Origin of the sequence: Pseudomonas sp. SG-MS2 (assembly GCF_009933855.1) — a bacterium.
Classification (GTDB): domain Bacteria; phylum Pseudomonadota; class Gammaproteobacteria; order Pseudomonadales; family Pseudomonadaceae; genus Aquipseudomonas; species Aquipseudomonas putida_E.
In genome coordinates this window covers 1-14,640 of record NZ_MOMO01000146.1, presented here as the reverse complement: position 1 = coordinate 14,640, position 14,640 = coordinate 1, and the positions used below count along the sequence as shown (strand labels likewise).

13 protein-coding genes and 4 pseudogenes are annotated in these 14,640 nt (G+C 57.5%); 11 read left to right on the top strand and 6 right to left on the bottom strand.

Features of this window, described 5'->3' with window-relative positions; genetic code table 11:
- Nucleotides 1-63 precede the first annotated feature (63 nt).
- The 4 genes and pseudogenes from BLX42_RS12390 to BLX42_RS12375 all read left to right on the top strand — a co-directional run.
- Nucleotides 64-405 (top strand): annotated as a pseudogene (locus tag BLX42_RS12390) (extracellular solute-binding protein); the annotation flags it as partial.
- A 53-nt stretch (nt 406-458) separates the two neighbouring features.
- On the top strand, nt 459-2,093 hold the full coding sequence (locus BLX42_RS12385) for an amidohydrolase (protein ID WP_161871873.1): 1,635 nt from the start codon (nt 459-461) through the stop codon (nt 2,091-2,093).
- A 135-nt stretch (nt 2,094-2,228) separates the two neighbouring features.
- On the top strand, nt 2,229-3,554 hold the full coding sequence (locus BLX42_RS12380; protein ID WP_161871872.1) for an alginate export family protein: 1,326 nt from the start codon (nt 2,229-2,231) through the stop codon (nt 3,552-3,554).
- Between the two features lie 146 nt (nt 3,555-3,700).
- Nucleotides 3,701-5,026: an APC family permease gene (locus BLX42_RS12375; protein WP_115274469.1), complete on the top strand. Its 1,326-nt coding sequence runs from the start codon at nt 3,701-3,703 to the stop codon at nt 5,024-5,026.
- 160 nt (nt 5,027-5,186) lie between these two features.
- Here BLX42_RS12375 and BLX42_RS12370 read toward each other — a convergent pair whose 3' ends face one another.
- Complete coding sequence (locus tag BLX42_RS12370; protein ID WP_115274468.1) at nt 5,187-5,573, bottom strand: putative quinol monooxygenase; 387 nt, start codon at nt 5,571-5,573, stop codon at nt 5,187-5,189.
- A gap of 351 nt (nt 5,574-5,924) precedes the next feature.
- On the opposite strand from BLX42_RS12370, the gene BLX42_RS12365 reads away from it, so the two are divergent.
- Together BLX42_RS12365 and BLX42_RS12360 are read left to right on the top strand one after the other, a co-directional pair.
- Complete coding sequence (locus tag BLX42_RS12365) at nt 5,925-6,413, top strand: cupin domain-containing protein (protein ID WP_161871871.1); 489 nt, start codon at nt 5,925-5,927, stop codon at nt 6,411-6,413.
- Nucleotides 6,410-7,207, top strand: a complete 798-nt coding sequence (locus BLX42_RS12360) for a carboxymuconolactone decarboxylase family protein (protein WP_161871870.1) — start codon at nt 6,410-6,412, stop codon at nt 7,205-7,207. Before BLX42_RS12365 ends, BLX42_RS12360 begins: the two co-directional genes overlap by 4 nt.
- Before the next feature lie 144 nt (nt 7,208-7,351).
- Here the strand turns inward: BLX42_RS12360 and BLX42_RS12355 are convergent, their stop codons facing one another.
- A complete protein-coding gene (locus BLX42_RS12355) occupies nt 7,352-8,269 on the bottom strand; it encodes a LysR family transcriptional regulator (protein WP_161871869.1) in 918 nt (305 codons plus the stop codon).
- A gap of 108 nt (nt 8,270-8,377) precedes the next feature.
- Nucleotides 8,378-8,533: pseudogene (locus BLX42_RS26880) on the bottom strand (DNA mismatch repair protein MutT); the annotation flags it as partial.
- A gap of 2 nt (nt 8,534-8,535) precedes the next feature.
- Between BLX42_RS26880 and BLX42_RS12350 the strand changes: the two are divergent.
- Together BLX42_RS12350 and BLX42_RS12345 are read left to right on the top strand one after the other, a co-directional pair.
- Nucleotides 8,536-8,633 (top strand): annotated as a pseudogene (locus BLX42_RS12350) (transposase domain-containing protein); the annotation flags it as partial.
- A 154-nt stretch (nt 8,634-8,787) separates the two neighbouring features.
- Nucleotides 8,788-9,888, top strand: coding sequence for an alkene reductase (locus BLX42_RS12345; RefSeq protein ID WP_161871868.1), 1,101 nt, complete (start codon nt 8,788-8,790; stop codon nt 9,886-9,888).
- Between the two features lie 43 nt (nt 9,889-9,931).
- Here BLX42_RS12345 and BLX42_RS12340 read toward each other — a convergent pair whose 3' ends face one another.
- Nucleotides 9,932-10,816 carry a LysR family transcriptional regulator gene (locus BLX42_RS12340; protein ID WP_161871867.1) on the bottom strand — a complete coding sequence of 295 codons (885 nt, stop codon included), beginning with the start codon at nt 10,814-10,816 and terminating at the stop codon, nt 9,932-9,934.
- Nucleotides 10,817-10,915: 99 nt separating this feature from the next.
- Here BLX42_RS12340 and BLX42_RS26875 point away from each other — a divergent pair, with 99 nt between their 5' ends.
- The 3 genes from BLX42_RS26875 (at nt 10,916) to BLX42_RS12325 (ending at nt 13,338) form a co-directional block, all read left to right on the top strand.
- On the top strand, nt 10,916-11,041 hold the full coding sequence (locus BLX42_RS26875) for a hypothetical protein (RefSeq protein WP_256345813.1): 126 nt from the start codon (nt 10,916-10,918) through the stop codon (nt 11,039-11,041).
- A 126-nt stretch (nt 11,042-11,167) separates the two neighbouring features.
- On the top strand, nt 11,168-11,590 hold the full coding sequence (locus tag BLX42_RS12330; protein WP_218176406.1) for a DNA breaking-rejoining protein: 423 nt from the start codon (nt 11,168-11,170) through the stop codon (nt 11,588-11,590).
- A 176-nt stretch (nt 11,591-11,766) separates the two neighbouring features.
- Nucleotides 11,767-13,338: an EAL domain-containing protein gene (locus BLX42_RS12325; protein WP_161871865.1), complete on the top strand. Its 1,572-nt coding sequence runs from the start codon at nt 11,767-11,769 to the stop codon at nt 13,336-13,338.
- A gap of 135 nt (nt 13,339-13,473) precedes the next feature.
- Here BLX42_RS12325 and BLX42_RS26870 read toward each other — a convergent pair.
- Nucleotides 13,474-13,926, bottom strand: a pseudogene (locus BLX42_RS26870) (mechanosensitive ion channel family protein); the annotation flags it as partial.
- Nucleotides 13,927-14,105: 179 nt separating this feature from the next.
- Nucleotides 14,106-14,555, bottom strand: coding sequence for a hypothetical protein (locus tag BLX42_RS12315; RefSeq protein ID WP_161871874.1), 450 nt, complete (start codon nt 14,553-14,555; stop codon nt 14,106-14,108).
- Nucleotides 14,556-14,640: the final 85 nt, after the last annotated feature.

The window sequence follows — 14,640 nt, the reverse complement described above, 5'->3', positions numbered from 1 at the left end:
CTGGCAACCAATCGGCTCAACATTATCAACTGACTGTTGCACTTGGAACCTGAGGCCGCCCATGCCAACAATGGCGTCAAACTGGCCTACAGCATTCCGAAAGAAGGCGCGCCGGTCTGGTTTGAAAACATGGTGTTGCTCAAGGATGCTCCTCACCCGCAGCAGGGCTATGACTTCATCAACTACATGCTGCGCCCGCAAGTGATTGCCAAAAGCTCCGATTATGTCGGCTATCCCAATGGCAACAAGGACGCCACGGCTCTCATCAATCCGCAACTGCGCGACAACCCGGCGGTTTACCCCTCGAAAGAAGTAATGGCAACGCTGTACCCGCTCGAAACGCTGCCGCTCAAACTGGAGCGCGTGCGTACTCGGCTCTGGAGCAAAGTCAAGAGCGGCACTTGATTGTCGCGCCGCTGATCGTTCGCATTATAAAAATCCGTTTGACCGGAGTTCGCATGACTATCTCAGCAGACTTGATCATCACCCACGCTGACATCCACACCATGGACCCGAACCTGCCCAGGGCTCAGGCCATCGCTGTGCATCAGGGGCGCATCGTCGCTGTGGGTGACAACGTCGATATCGAACGCATGGCGGGCATCGAAACCCGCCGAATCAACGCACAGGGGCGGCTGATGTTGCCTGGCCTGCAAGACACCCACGTACACTTTCAGCTGAGCAGCGCCGACCTTTACCACAATGCCTCGCTGTATGCCGCTACCACCCTTGATGAACTGCTGAGCTGTATCCGCGAGTTCGTCGAACGCCATCCCGACAAGACCTGGATTCGTGGCGTCGGCTTTTCCTCCAGCCTGTTCGGCCCGGACGTGCTCACCAAGGAGCTGCTCGACAGTGTGACGGGCAGTCGCCCGGCACTCATGCTGGCCAACGACTACCACAATGGCTGGGCCAATAGCGCAGCCTTCGAAGTTGCCGGTGTGCAGCCGGGTAGCCCCGAACCGCAGAACGGCAGTTATGTGCGCAACGCCGACGGTGCGCCCAAGGGGTGGCTATTGGAGGATGCGATCTGGGCAATGAATCGTATCGCCCCCGGGTACACAGACGAGGAATACCTGGAGGCCATGCAGCACTACAGCAAGGAGTTCAACCGTCGGGGCATCACTGGCATTCTGGATGCCATGGTCAACCGCAATTACATGAAGAACTACCAGGCCGCCCATGAGCGTGGTGACCTGACCCTGCGCGTGCGTGCCACCTCCAAGGTGTTCGCGCACAAGCCGCTGGACGAGCAGCTTAGCGAACTGAAGGACCTGCGCGACACCTACCAGGGCGACCGGGTGAGCATGCACTCGGCCAAGTTCTTCCTCGACGGCGTGCTGGAAAGCGGCACGGCGGTGTTCCTGGAGCCGCGAAGCGACACGGGTGGCAACGCCGAACTGATGTTCACCCAGGCGCAGATCAACGAGTATTTCGCAGCCTTCGACCGGGAAAGGTTCCAATTGCACATACACACCATCGGCGACGGTGCCGTACGTGCGGCCGTGGATGGGATTGACTACTCTCGCCAACAGAATGGCGAATGGGATTCGCGTCACCAGCTCGCTCACCTGCAAGTGGTGGCCCCCGTCGACATCTCTCGCTTCACCACCCTGGGCATCCTGGCCAACTTCCAGCCTTTGTGGGCTCAGCCGCAGCCTGAAGCCGACGCCATCGCCTACGCCATGCTAGGCGAGCAACGCAGCCAATGGATCTTCCCCATCGGCGCGTTCGTACGTAAAGGCGTGACCTGCATGATGAGCAGCGACTGGGGCGTGAGTACCTATGACCCGTTCCAGATCCTCCAAGCGGCCGTCACGCGCCAGGCACCCAATGCAGGCCCCGACGACCCGGTGCACAACCCGCAGCACCGCATCTGCATTGAGGATGCACTGCGTGGTTACACGATCAATGCTGCCCACGCCGCCTGGCGAGACGACTTTACCGGCAGCCTGAGCGTAGGCAAGTACGCCGACCTGATCGTGCTTGACCGCAACCTGTTTGAAATCGCGCCCGGCGAGATCGCCCAGGCCCAGGTCTTGCTCACGCTGCTGGAAGGCCAGGAAGTGCATCGAGACCCAGGCTTCGGCTGACGCCCCCCTGCAACGAGGCGAAACACGCCACGCGCCCCCCCTGTTTCGTTCCGGGCCTTCAGGTCCCGGAGGGGAAAGTGCGCGCGCGAATCGCCGGGTTTGTCATTACAACAAGAAGAATCGGGAGAATTCAGCATGTCCTTCATCACCCACGTGCGGGCGTTTTCGGCGCTTGGCGCCTTACTCAGCCCCTGCGCGTTTGCCGGGTATGCCTTCGAGGCTGGTGACATCAAAGGGGAAGCAACACTGGCCGCAGGCTTAGCCAGCATCAGCGCCAGCAACGTCAATTTCGGTGCCGGGCGCATGGACCTGCGCAATGGCCGCAATACCGGCGAGCGGGCTGTCTGGCAGGAAATGTACCTGAAGCCCGGCGCCACCCTGCGCTATGAGATCAGCCCCGATCTTGAAGTGTTCGGCGGCGCATCATCGGTAGGGGCTGCTACCTTTGGCGACGGCGATGCTGGCGGCTACACCCGCAGCTCCGATCACGGGCTGTCCATCGAAGCCTTCTATGGCGGGGTGCGCAAAGGGGGCTGGTCGTTCAGCGCCGGGCGCCAGGACTACAAGGTCGGCACCGGTTTCATCGTCATGGACGGCAACCTCGACCTCTTCGACGATGCCGCCTACTGGATAGGCCCACGCACTGCCTTCCGCGACTCCGCGCTGCTGGGTTACAGCCATGGCTCGCTCAGCGCTCAGGCATTCAGCTTGCGCACGGATGACGACCTGGGTGACTTTCGCATGAACGGCCTGAATATCGACTATAGCGTGGTCGATACGGTAACCCTGGGCGCCATGGCGATGAAGGTCAACGCCCTGGCACGCAAGGCCGACAGGTTGACCCCGCGTGAGGGAATGCAGGTTTACAACCTGCGGGCGCTGCAAGGCAAGGTGCCGTTGGTGGACGACCTTACGTTAAAGGGTGAATACGCTGTCCAGCGTGGTGCGGGCGACGGTGTCGACTACGACGCCAGCGCCTGGTACGCCCAGGCAGGCTATGCCTTTTCCTCCGTGCCCCTACAGCCACTGCTGAGCTATCGCTATGCCGCCTTCTCCGGCGACGACGACCCTAGCGACAACAGGCAGAAAGCCTGGGACCCGCTCAGCAAAGGCTACGTCGACTGGGGTACCTGGCTGATTGGCGATGTCGTCGGTAACTATCTGCTGTTCAACAGCAACGAACGCGTAAGCCAGTGGACACTACGCACCCACCTGACACCCACGGTGAACCTGGGCGGTATTCATTACCAGTTCAGCCTGGATGAAAAAGTGCTCAACGGTGGGGCCGTCAGCGATCGACGCTTCGCAGACGAAAACGTGGTGTTCGTCGAATGGACCCCGACAGCCAGCGTTTACACCAGCGTGTCCTACAGCTGGGTCAAGCCCCTTGCAGCCGCCCGAGAAACCTACGGCAACGACGATTTCAGTGCATTCGAGATGTTCGTCTCCTACCGCTATTGAACGAAACCTGAAGGTGGATGCAGCCCGGACCGGTTGCATCTGCGTCATCAACAACAGGAACACCACCGTGATCAATGTAGCTACCGGGGCCCGCAAGCTCCCCCTCTTCGCCGTCCCCCCGTTCATGCTCGAAAGGGAGCTTTGACATGGCCGATAAACCCGTCAAATTGACCGCCAGCCTCGGTCTGACTTCGTTAGTGCTGTTCGGTCTGGCCTACATGGCGCCCAGCCTGGTGCTGGTCATTTTCGGCGTCATTGCCCAGGGCAGCGCCGGCACGGCGCCGACCGCCTTCTTGCTGGCCACCGGCGCCATGCTGTTGTCGGCATTGAGCTACGCCAAGATGGCCAGGCTGTTTCCCGTTTCCGGGTCCGCCTATTTTTACGCCCGGCAAATGCTGGGCGGTCAATTGGGGTTTCTGGTCGGTTGGCTGGTGTTGCTGGACTATCTGTTCATGCCCATGGTCGCCTGGTTGGTACAATCGGTTTTTCTCAATGTGCAATTCCCTGCCATACCATTCTGGGGTTGGATGCTGGTCAATATTGGCCTGACCACGCTGGTGAACGTCCTGGGGCTTAGCCTTGCCGACCGGACAAACAAATTGCTGACAGGGCTGGGCATCGCTCTTGTGTTGCTGTTTGTGGTGCTGTGCGTTTTCCACCTCGCCCATCAGTCTCCGGTGTCCCTGACCGCGCCACTATGGAACGCCAGTAGTACCTTCCTTGGTGTGTCGGCAGCGGCGGCCGTGGCGGCCTATTCCTACCTGGGTTTCGATGCGGTCACTACAATGGCCGAGGAATCTCGCCACGCGAAGCGCAACATCCCACGAGCCGTGGTGCTGGTGATGGCAACGGCAGGCCTGCTGTTTGCGTTGGTGGCGTACATCATGCAACTGGTCCATCCCGGCGGCGTATTTGAAGACGCCCAGATCGCTGCTTATCTCATGTCCGTCGAAGTGGGCGGGCAGATATTTGCGGATTGGCTGAACCTCGGGTTGATCATCTCCGGTTTCGCTTCGGGCCTCATCGTGCAACTCAGTACCAGCCGTCTGCTTTACTTCATGGGCCGGGCCGACCTACTGCCCAAACCGTTCTTCGGCACGCTCAACCCGAAGACCAAGACCCCCGTGTTCAACCTACTGTTCACCGCCGCAATCGGGCTGTTGGGTTTGAACCTCACGCTCGAAATGGCAACTTCCTTCATCAACTTCGGTGCCTTCCTTGGGTTCACCGCGGTGAACCTGTGCGTCATCTGCTACTTCTACCGCGCTCGCCGGCGCCAGCGCCAGCGCCTCGGGCTTGTGAGCTACCTGTTGTTTCCACTGCTGGGCATGTGCGTAAACCTGTATCTGGTGAGCCAGCTAAGTGTGACCGCGATCGTCATTGGGCTCTGTTGGCTTACCCTCGGCGTGCTCTATCTCACCTGGCTCACACGAGGTTTCCGCCAGCCTGCACCGGACCTTCGGTCGTGGTGACGCCACGGTAGGCCTTTCACAGGTCGCTCGCCAGACAAAAGCGCCAGTCTGACTGGTAGCTGACTTTCGTGGGCGACGGCTTCCAATAGCGGCCATTCATCAGCGCTTGGCATTAGCCATATGTCTGGCCGTTCTCGCTTCACCGAACCACCCCCTACCCTCACTTTCCAGCTTGGGCGCTCAGTTGGACGGGCGTGGTCTCGATCAATCGCTTTGAAAGAATCATCGACTGGGTCGCCGCCGCGTACTTCTGAAAATGCGCTGAGGCAATATGGCTCCGATAGGCTTCATCGCTCGCGTATATCTCGAAGAAGTGCAGCCGGTTCGGCTGGTCTTTCTCCGCCACCGAATAGATGGCCAGCACGCCAGGCTCAAGGCGGATCGACTCGGCCATTTCCTCTTTAACCGCCGCCTCGTATGCCTGCAGTTTGGCTGGGTCTATTTCAAGCTGGGCAATGCGCACTACCGTCTGCATATCTTCTCCAAGCGCTTGAGCGGCGGTTAAGCAAGCCACTGCGCAGGCCCCTATCAAGGTCGGAATTTTCATCCTGTTTCCTCAGTGGCTGTGGGCAGCGGCGTTGGCGGTGCCAAGCCAATGCCGGACGCCGCGCCGGTGACCAGTGCGACTTGGTTGCGAAATTCAAAGCTCATGGATGATCTCCGTTACAAAGATTTAACCAGATGGTTAGCAGCATATTCAGCCAAGGGCGTGCGGACTAGCCGGAGAAGACAGGATGTTCCGATGAGCCAAGCTCATGAGTAAGTGAACATATAATCAGGCTGCTTCAGCAATTGATGAGCCCTACTCACAACTTCATGCGACCTGAGGCCGGTAGTCACCGCGCTTGCGCTGCACTAACTTGGCCACTGAATCGGCCATCACCTCAGGAGCCTACTGATGCCAAAAATCGTTGCTGGGTTTGCCCTGGCTAGTGTTCTGATCCCGGCGGCGGCCATCGCCTCCGGCCCTGCACCCGATCAAACCATGCTGGTTGTAAGGAACGGTGAACAGCCTTCCATCAACGGGCCGGCCACCAGCTTTGTCGGCAGCGCACGTATCGACCCGCTTTTCCAAGCCCGTGCGCCGTCCAGGGTTTCCGCTGGTTACGTCAATTTCCAACCGGGCGCACGCTCAATGTGGCACACCCACCCGCTGGGGCAAACCCTGGTGGTTACCGCCGGTACCGGCTGGGTGCAGCAAGCGGGCGGTAAAAAACAGCGGATCAAACCGGGGGATGTGATCTGGACGCCCCCGGGCGTCAAACACTGGCACGGCGCAACGGCTACTACCGGCATGACTCATATGGCCATTCAAGAGGCCCTCGACGGCAAGAACGTCGAATGGCTGGAACCCGTCAGCGAGGCGCAATACGAGGCCGCCGAATGAAACTGCTAAAGACCGCCCTCGCCTCGTTTTCCCTGTTGTTGGCCGCCTGCTCTACCGCCGACAAAACTACACCCACCGGCATTGCGCAAAGCCCCGTCGCACCGAGCCTGGACGACGTTCGCGCAGTCTCGCCCGCCTTGGCGCACAACACCGAGATGTTGCTGCTGAACGAAGTGTGGAAGCGACCAGGCCTTTCACCCCGCGACCGCAGCCTGATCACAGTCGCGGTTTTGATCAGCCGTAACCAGACCGTAGAGTTGGCGTATCACTTGAATCTAGCCCTGGATAACGGCGTGAAACCGGCTGAGCTATCCGAACTGATCAACCATCTGGCCTTCTATTCCGGCTGGGCCAATGCCACTGCCAGCGTGGCAGCTGCCAAAGCGGTATTTGCCAGCCGAGGGATCGGGGCTGATCAGCTACCGCCGGTTGCACCTACGCGGCTGCCCATCAACGAAGCCGCCGAGAACGTGCGGGCGCAAGCGGTTGCAAACAATGTCGGCCCCGTCTCACCTGGGCTGGTGCACTACACCGGCGAGGCGCTGTTCCATGACCTGTGGCTGCGGCCCGATCTGGCGCCCCGCGACCGCAGCCTGATCACCGTCAGCGCCCTGATTGCCAACGGCCAGGTGGCCCAGGTGACCTACCATCTCAATCGCGCAATGGACAACGGCCTGACCCAGCCAGAGACCGCTGAAATGCTTACGCAGCTGGCGTTCTATGCAGGCTGGCCAAACGTGTTTTCTGCCGTGCCGGTCGTCAAAGATGTGTTCGCCAACCGCCACGAAAGCTGACCTCAAAAACGCTACCGCTTACTCGCCGAGCGCGCTTGGCAGGGCCTGGTGGTGCCGGGAGGAAACCGGGCAAATGACTCTTTTCATTGAGAACAGGCGCGCTTCGCCTGCTTGCGGTGTTTCAGCAAAACCAAACTGGCCTGATCAGGGGCTGATCGGCCCCAACGGCTGCACCTCGCGAATCAGGTCAATCAACAGCCGCAAGCCCACCGGCAATTGCCGGTGGCTCGAGTAATACATGTGAAAACCCGGCGCAACGCTGGACCAGTCATCCAGCACCCTTACTAAATCGCCGCTGGCCACCAGCGGCGCAATCACTGGCTCCGGTGCGTACATCAACCCCGCGCCATGACGAATCAATGACACGCCAATGCGCGTCTCATCAATGGTGATCGCACCCGGAACAGCGATGGACAACTGCTCACCATCTTTCTCGAATTCCCAGTCGTACATACGGTCATTGCCCAGGCGAATGCGTAAGCAACGGTGCTTAAGCAAGTCCTGCGGATGTTTCGGCTCGCCAAAGCGCTGAAGGTAGTTGGCAGTGCCCGCCACCACCCAGCGGATGTCCGGCGACAGGCGCTGGGCAATCATGTCTTCCGGCACCGTTCCACCGTAACGAATGCCCGCGTCATGCCCACCACCAATCACATCTACCAAACGGTTGGTTACCGTCAGGTCGATTTCGATGTCGGGGTAGCGGTCATTGAAAAGGGGTAATACGGGGCCGAGCAGCAAGTCCGCGCCATCGCTCAAGGTATTCAAACGAATACGCCCGGTAGGCTCATCGCGGTAGCGATTGAGCACCTCCATCGCCTGGCCGATTTCATCGATAGGCCCACTGATCAGCGTATGCAACTCTTCGCCGGCGGCGGTCAAGGTTACGCTGCGGGTGGTTCTGTTTAGCAGGCGAACACCAAGGCGAGTCTCCAGCCCCTTGATCGCATGACTAAGCGCCGATGCGCTGATGCCCACCTCAAGCCCGGCCCGGTTGAAGCTCTGGTGGCGGACGATGGCCAGGAAGTAGACGAAGTCGGCCAGATTGGCACGGCTGAGTTGCATGGGACGGCTCCTGCTGGCAAATACGTTTGCAGCAATCTCTATACCAGCATTAGCGGCATTCGTTAATTGGAAGCAGATTGAGCGAGAATAATTGAATCGTGGGAACGATTACCGTCCATTCGCCCCTCCCCCCCAATGACCGGACGTTTTCAGTGTTTCGCATAAATACTCCAGTGCTCGCTGGAAGACCGGATGACAGTCGGCATAGGGAAGATTGTCGAGCGACGCCCAGAAAAACTCGAAGAGGTGGCCATGGTCATCCAGAGCTCAACGGGCATGATCCTTATGCTTACCTGAAGGATGTGCTGACTCGTCTACCGACACAACGCGCGGGGAAGTTTATGAACGGTTGCCTCACGTATGGCGGCCTGCTTATTCTGAAGCCAAAGTTGGCCACATAACTCTTGGATTGTCCGGATCGACCGTAATATGTTTCCAGTTTCTGGCTGATTATCAGAAATCCTCGTCAGGCTACTCTGTGCCCAGAAAATTCACTGACGCTATACGAGGAGACGCTGATGTCCACATTGTTTACCCCAGGTTCCGTTGGCAAATTGCACACCCCTAACCGTGTGGTCATGGCACCAATGACTCGCTCACGCAGCACTCAGCCAGGCGACATCCCTAACGCCATGAACGCGGTTTACTACTCGCAGCGTGCATCGGCTGCGTTTATCGTCACCGAAGCCACGCAGATCTCCCCGCAGGGCAAGGGCTATTCCTATACCCCTGGCATTTACAGCGACGAACAGGTCGCTGGCTGGCGTTTGGTGACCGATGCGGTACACGCTGCTGGTGGTCGTATCTTTCTGCAACTGTGGCACGTGGGGCGGATGTCGCATCCGGACTTCCATGATGGGGAGTTACCCGTTGCGCCGTCTGCAATCCCATTTGACGGCAGCATTTGGAAAGTAGATCCATCAACGGGTGTTGGGAGCATGGTCAAATGTCCAACGCCGCGAGCACTGAGTCGTGACGAAATACACGACGTCGTCAACGACTTCCGCAAAGCAGCGCGTAACGCCATGGCGGCAGGTTTCGATGGCGTGGAGGTGCATGGTGCCAACGGTTACCTGATTGACCAATTCATGCGCACCACCTCTAACGTGCGCACAGATGAATACGGCGGCTCGCGGGAAAACCGCCTGCGTTTTCTTAAAGAGGTCATGGATGCCGTGATCGATGAAGTGGGTGCCGACCGCACTGCGATTCGTGTTGCTCCATTTCTGACCGCGCGTGGCATGGCTTGCCCGGACATTCTGCCGACAATTCTGGAGGCGGCTACCTACTTGCAGGAGAAAGGAATTGCGTACCTGCATCTGGTCGAGGCGGACTGGGATGATGCCCCCAAATTTCCAGAAGAGTTTCGTCAGGCTGTGCGTGAGCGCTTTCGCAACGCCATTGTGGTTGCCGGCAAATATGACCTGGAATTGGCAGACTGGGTGCTGAGGAAAGGCTATGCCGACTTTGTCGCTTTCGGTCGAAAATTCGTTGCCAACCCGGATCTGCCCCTGAGACTGGAGAAGGGCTACCCGTTAGCCGGCCTGGAAGGTGCCGAGTTGTTCGGCGGTACCGAACGAGGTTACTCCGACTTTCCTGCCTGGTCTAAGCAGGGCTGAAGCATCAAGCCCGGCGAACCAGAATAAATCTCCTTGAAGCGGCTCAAGTCGGCAGCTTCGAGGAGATTTCGTCCATCAGCAGTTTCACGCGTCGCGGCAGCACATGGCCGGACGGGTAAACAATTTGCAAGTCCACACCTTGTAAAGAGTAGGTCTCCAGCACCTCTATCAGTCGACCCGCTTCCAAGTCATCGCGCACATCGATATACGACTTGATGCAAATACCATGACCTGCCAGACACCACTGGCGCACCTGATCGCCGTCATTGGCGATACGTCTACCCGAAACCAAAACCTTGAAAGAGCGACCGTCAGCGCGGAACTGCCATTCACGATGGATGTTGGCGCCGAAGCGCATCAGGATGCATTGCTGTTGGGCCAGCTCAGATGGATGTTGCGGCGTTCCATGAACACTCAGATAGGCCGGTGATGCACACACAACACGCCGCCCCTCGCTGAGTTTTCGAACACGCAGCGTGCTGTCAGACAACGCACCATAGCGAATGGCAAAGTCGATGCCTTGTCCAGCAAGATCCAGAAAACCGTCAGTCAAATTCAGATCCAGGCTGACGTTAGGATTATCTTCGAGAAATTGATCCAGGATGGGCACGATACGGTTTCGCCCCAGGTCAACAGGTGCGCTCAGCCGTATGAGACCGGAAATACGCTCTGTCCCCAGTTTGATATTGCTCTCGATTTCTTCAGCGTCTGCAAGCATTCGACGCGCGCCATCCATCAACATTCGCCCCTCGTCAGTCAGGCTGATCGAGCGGGTGGTGCGGGTCAGCAATGTCGCCCCGTAATGCTTCTCCAGCGCCCCTAGCCGCTCCGAGACAGACGTCGGCGAAAGCCCTATCTCACGGCCTGCGGCGGACAACCCACCTTTCTCGACGATCAACAAAAACAGTGCCAGATTCTCGAGGAGCATTATCCGGATTTCCCTGAATATGATTGCGCTTTTAGCTGGATTCTACGCGAGGTAAATCATCCGGTATCGTTACTTCATTGACTTAATGAGGAACCTGTCATGGTTATCGATCACGTCACTCTGCGTACCCAAGACCTCAGAGGGACTCGCGATTTCATGATGCGAGTTTTTGATCTGGAGGATGGCCGTCGTCCCACCGAAATCAACGGCATCGCAGGCCATTGATTATACAGCGATGGCCTGCCTCTAGTTCACATCATTGAGAGTCGTGGCCATGGACTGCTACGAGCAGCAGAGTTCATTGATCATGTCGGTTTTCGCATGGGGACTACGACATGTTCAGAGCAAAACTTGAGCACCTTGGGGTTACTTAAAGAACAAATGAGATCCCAAGCCTTAACGAGCGGCGTATTTTTCTACACACGCCAGGCGGAATCTTGCTCGAAGGTACCGGTGAGCTTCGTGAAAAGAGCCCATAGCGCCCAGGCTAATGGCATCCTCAAAGGCTACGACGTTGTCGAATACACGTTGGCAGCGAAGTCGGGCCAGCGCATGACTGTGCAGATCACCGGCAACAGCAACGCTAACGTCAATGTGTTCGCGACAGGAGATCAACCGGGACAGTCCAGCGCATTGGGTAGCGGTGGTAATGGCTCGGATTGGACTGGAGCACTACCGGCATCGGGCAAGCACAAGGTGCAGGTGTTTCAGATGCGCGCATCCGCCAGGCGGGGTGAGGCTGTGCCATACAAGATCAGCTTCAGAATTGACTGATCCCTTGGGGAGTGATTGGAAAACAGGATTATCCTCCTCTGGGTTGAATTCTTGACGTCTGTGCCTAACGAGGGTTGATCGCCAAACCCGCGGCAGCCAGTCTCGTTTTGTCGCGTTAAGCTATCGTTCTAAATTTCGAGCACTATTTCCTTTTTCTCATAACCTAGGCGGGGCCAATGCGGTCGTCTGTGATCTGGCAGGGCGTTATTGCGAGTGTTCTCGTCACTTGCCTGGCATTGGGCGTGATGGGTGGGGTCGGATGGCTGCTGACACTCCATAGCACCGAGCGCCAGCTAGAAGACATTGCTGGTTTATTGTCCCAGCGTGCCCAGGCGACACTCCTTCAAGCTTCAACTGCCCTGAAGTCAGTTGCGTCCAGCGACCTGCTTCCTTGCAGTCCGGAGAGCATCGACCAGATGCGTCTGGTTGCGGTCAATACCCTTTCAGTGAAGTCAGTAGGCTACGTGCAGGAGGACATTTTCGTATGTGGCTCTTGGGGGATGATCGGTAAAAAAATCGACGCACTTCCTGCGGATTTTACGACCGACGATGGCGTGAAAATATCGATAGGGGTGTCACCCCTCTTGGAGTCTGCCAAGCCACTGATGGCTCTGGAATACGCCGCCTTCAACGTGCTTGTTGATTCGGAGCAATTGTTGGATGTGCTGTTCGATCATCGTGTCAGGCTTGCGATAGCGACGGCTAACGGCGATCTCATACGTGCCAGCAGCCAAGGAAGCGAAACCATCGTCACGCTGGCGCACATGGGCCCGACCCGAGGTCTTAGAGAGGGCTACCTCTATACATCCATCCGCCAAGGTTCCTGGGTAGCGATTGCAGCGATACCCCGCGCTGAACTGTTGAGTATTCTTCTGTGGCACTCGGCCTACATGCTCCCGCTCGGCGCATTGCTTGCAGGCTTAGCGGTGCTCGGGGTCGTGCGAATATCGAAGCGGCGTCTATCTCCCGTGGCGGCCCTTGAGCGCGCGGTGAAGCGGCATGAGTTCGTGGTGCATTATCAACCTATTATTGAGCTTGAGCAGGGGCGATGCGTGGGGGCGGAGGCATTGATACGGTGGGTAAAGCCCGGTCATGGGACAGTGCCACCTGACGTATTCATCCCCCTGGCAGAAAAGAGCGGTCTTATCCAAGCCATTACTGAGCAGGTCATGAGCCAGGTGATACGCGACCTGAGAAATGTGCTTGTGGCAGATCGCTCAATGCATGTCGCCATCAACCTGGCAGCATCCGACGTGAGCAGCGGACGCTTCATGGATGTCCTGGATGAGATAAGGGCGAAAGCCGGTGTCCACCCTTCCCAGATTTGGCTAGAGGCAACCGAGACGGGGTTCATGGATTTGATACCGGCGAAGGAGACCATGAGCAAAGCCCGCGCGTTGGGTTATGTGAGGGCACTGGACGATTTCGGAACTGGATATTCGAGCCTGCAGAACCTCCAACAGCTACCGCTGGATATCCTGAAAATCGATAAATCTTTCGTTGATGGTATTTCACAACCACGGGCGGCAGCGTCGCTCATCGACCACTTGATCGACATGGCGGATTCGCTGGGCTTGGCTATAGTCGCGGAGGGTGTTGAGACCGCAGAGCAAGCAGCGTATTTATGCTCCCACAACGTCCGCTATGCTCAAGGGTGGTTCTTCGCCAAGGCAATGAGCGCTGAATCGTTCGTCTCTTATCTGGCCGGTGAGACCCATGCTTTGCTCAAGCAGGCAGGGAAGGCGTAGATCTGACTTTTGATGTGATCGAGTCAGCCGCCGATGATGCACCGGCGGCCTAGCCAGGTTAAGGCAGCGGTGTTTTGCATCCTGCGAAGTGTGCAAATTCCCATCAAGCTGCTTTGAAGGAACCGAGACGCCTGTCTGTTGCAGCGCGGCCAGCACACGGGAAAGTATCTCGCCGCGCAGCCTCCCCCAACTGCTGATATCGTGCATCCATGCGCTTATCGTGAAATTCAAGGCGCCCTCTCCGTAGCCAGTCAACATGACTGAAGGGGCTGGCCGCTCAGCCAACTCCGGTGTGTCACTCAGGACGGCACTTAATACTGCTATTACCGTAGAAGGATCAGAGCCGTAGGCGACGCCTATGGGAATATCAATACGCCTGCTTTTATCAAACATAGTCCGGCTGGCAAGGTTGCCGTTGAGCAGCAGGCCGTTACGCACAACCACATCGGCGCCATCTGATGTGCGAATTGTGGTGGCTCGTAAGCCGATCTCGCGTACCGCGCCTGAGGTTCCTGCTGCATCCACCAGATCGCCAGGCTGAATTGGCCGTTCAAACATAAGCACCAATCCAGACACAAAATTGTTCACTACGTTCTGGAGCCCGAACCCGATCCCCACACCCAGCGCACCAAAAATTAGCGCCAGTTGGCTGACCTTGAACCCTGCCGCAGAAAGTGCCACTAGCAAGCCCAATAACAAAACGCCGTAAGCTCGGTGATTGGTGTCCAGTGACTTTGCCAAATCAGGAAGCCTTTTTCAGGATTTCCTTAGCGAGGCGGTGTGCCCATGTTCTGTTGATGCTGCATCATCTGATCCATCATCATTTGTTGCATCCCCATGTATCTGTCCATCATGTATTGGTGCTGCTTCATCCGCTCAGGTGTCATCTGGGAGTAATGGCTACCCATCTGTCCCCAGCCCATCTTGTGGCCGTTACCCATCATGTGACCGCCCATCATGCCGCCGCCGCAGCACCCCAACATCCCATTCATCATGTGCATTCCTTGCTGCATCATGACTTGGTGATCTTGCATTAGTTTCTGGCGCTGCGCTGGATCAGTGGTTTTCTGGATGAGGCTCATTTGTTCCTGCATTTTTTTCAGGTTTTCTTGGGCCTTTGCCATTTCCTGATCAAATTGCTCAACGCTCATTGGCTGCTGAGTCGGCTTGGCGGTGGTAGAACCCTGCTGGGCAAAGGTTAGACCGGGGAAAAGCATAACCGTCAAAGCGAGCGCGACAAGGGCGGCCTCAGGTTCCAAGTGCAACAGTCAGTTGATAATGTTGAGCCGATTGGTTGCCAGC

What these genes read in the sequence shown, in the direction of transcription:
- BLX42_RS12385 (WP_161871873.1), top strand. Translation starts at nt 459, where the DNA reads ATGACTATCTCAGCAGACTTGATCATCACCCACGCTGACATCCACACC.
- BLX42_RS12380 (WP_161871872.1), top strand. Translation starts at nt 2,229, where the DNA reads ATGTCCTTCATCACCCACGTGCGGGCGTTTTCGGCGCTTGGCGCCTTA.
- BLX42_RS12375 (WP_115274469.1), top strand. Translation starts at nt 3,701, where the DNA reads ATGGCCGATAAACCCGTCAAATTGACCGCCAGCCTCGGTCTGACTTCG.
- BLX42_RS12370 (WP_115274468.1), bottom strand. Translation starts at nt 5,573, where the DNA reads ATGAAAATTCCGACCTTGATAGGGGCCTGCGCAGTGGCTTGCTTAACC.
- BLX42_RS12365 (WP_161871871.1), top strand. Translation starts at nt 5,925, where the DNA reads ATGCCAAAAATCGTTGCTGGGTTTGCCCTGGCTAGTGTTCTGATCCCG.
- BLX42_RS12360 (WP_161871870.1), top strand. Translation starts at nt 6,410, where the DNA reads ATGAAACTGCTAAAGACCGCCCTCGCCTCGTTTTCCCTGTTGTTGGCC.
- BLX42_RS12355 (WP_161871869.1), bottom strand. Translation starts at nt 8,269, where the DNA reads ATGCAACTCAGCCGTGCCAATCTGGCCGACTTCGTCTACTTCCTGGCC.
- BLX42_RS12345 (WP_161871868.1), top strand. Translation starts at nt 8,788, where the DNA reads ATGTCCACATTGTTTACCCCAGGTTCCGTTGGCAAATTGCACACCCCT.
- BLX42_RS12340 (WP_161871867.1), bottom strand. Translation starts at nt 10,816, where the DNA reads ATGCTCCTCGAGAATCTGGCACTGTTTTTGTTGATCGTCGAGAAAGGT.
- BLX42_RS26875 (WP_256345813.1), top strand. Translation starts at nt 10,916, where the DNA reads ATGGTTATCGATCACGTCACTCTGCGTACCCAAGACCTCAGAGGGACT.
- BLX42_RS12325 (WP_161871865.1), top strand. Translation starts at nt 11,767, where the DNA reads ATGCGGTCGTCTGTGATCTGGCAGGGCGTTATTGCGAGTGTTCTCGTC.
- BLX42_RS12315 (WP_161871874.1), bottom strand. Translation starts at nt 14,555, where the DNA reads ATGCTTTTCCCCGGTCTAACCTTTGCCCAGCAGGGTTCTACCACCGCC.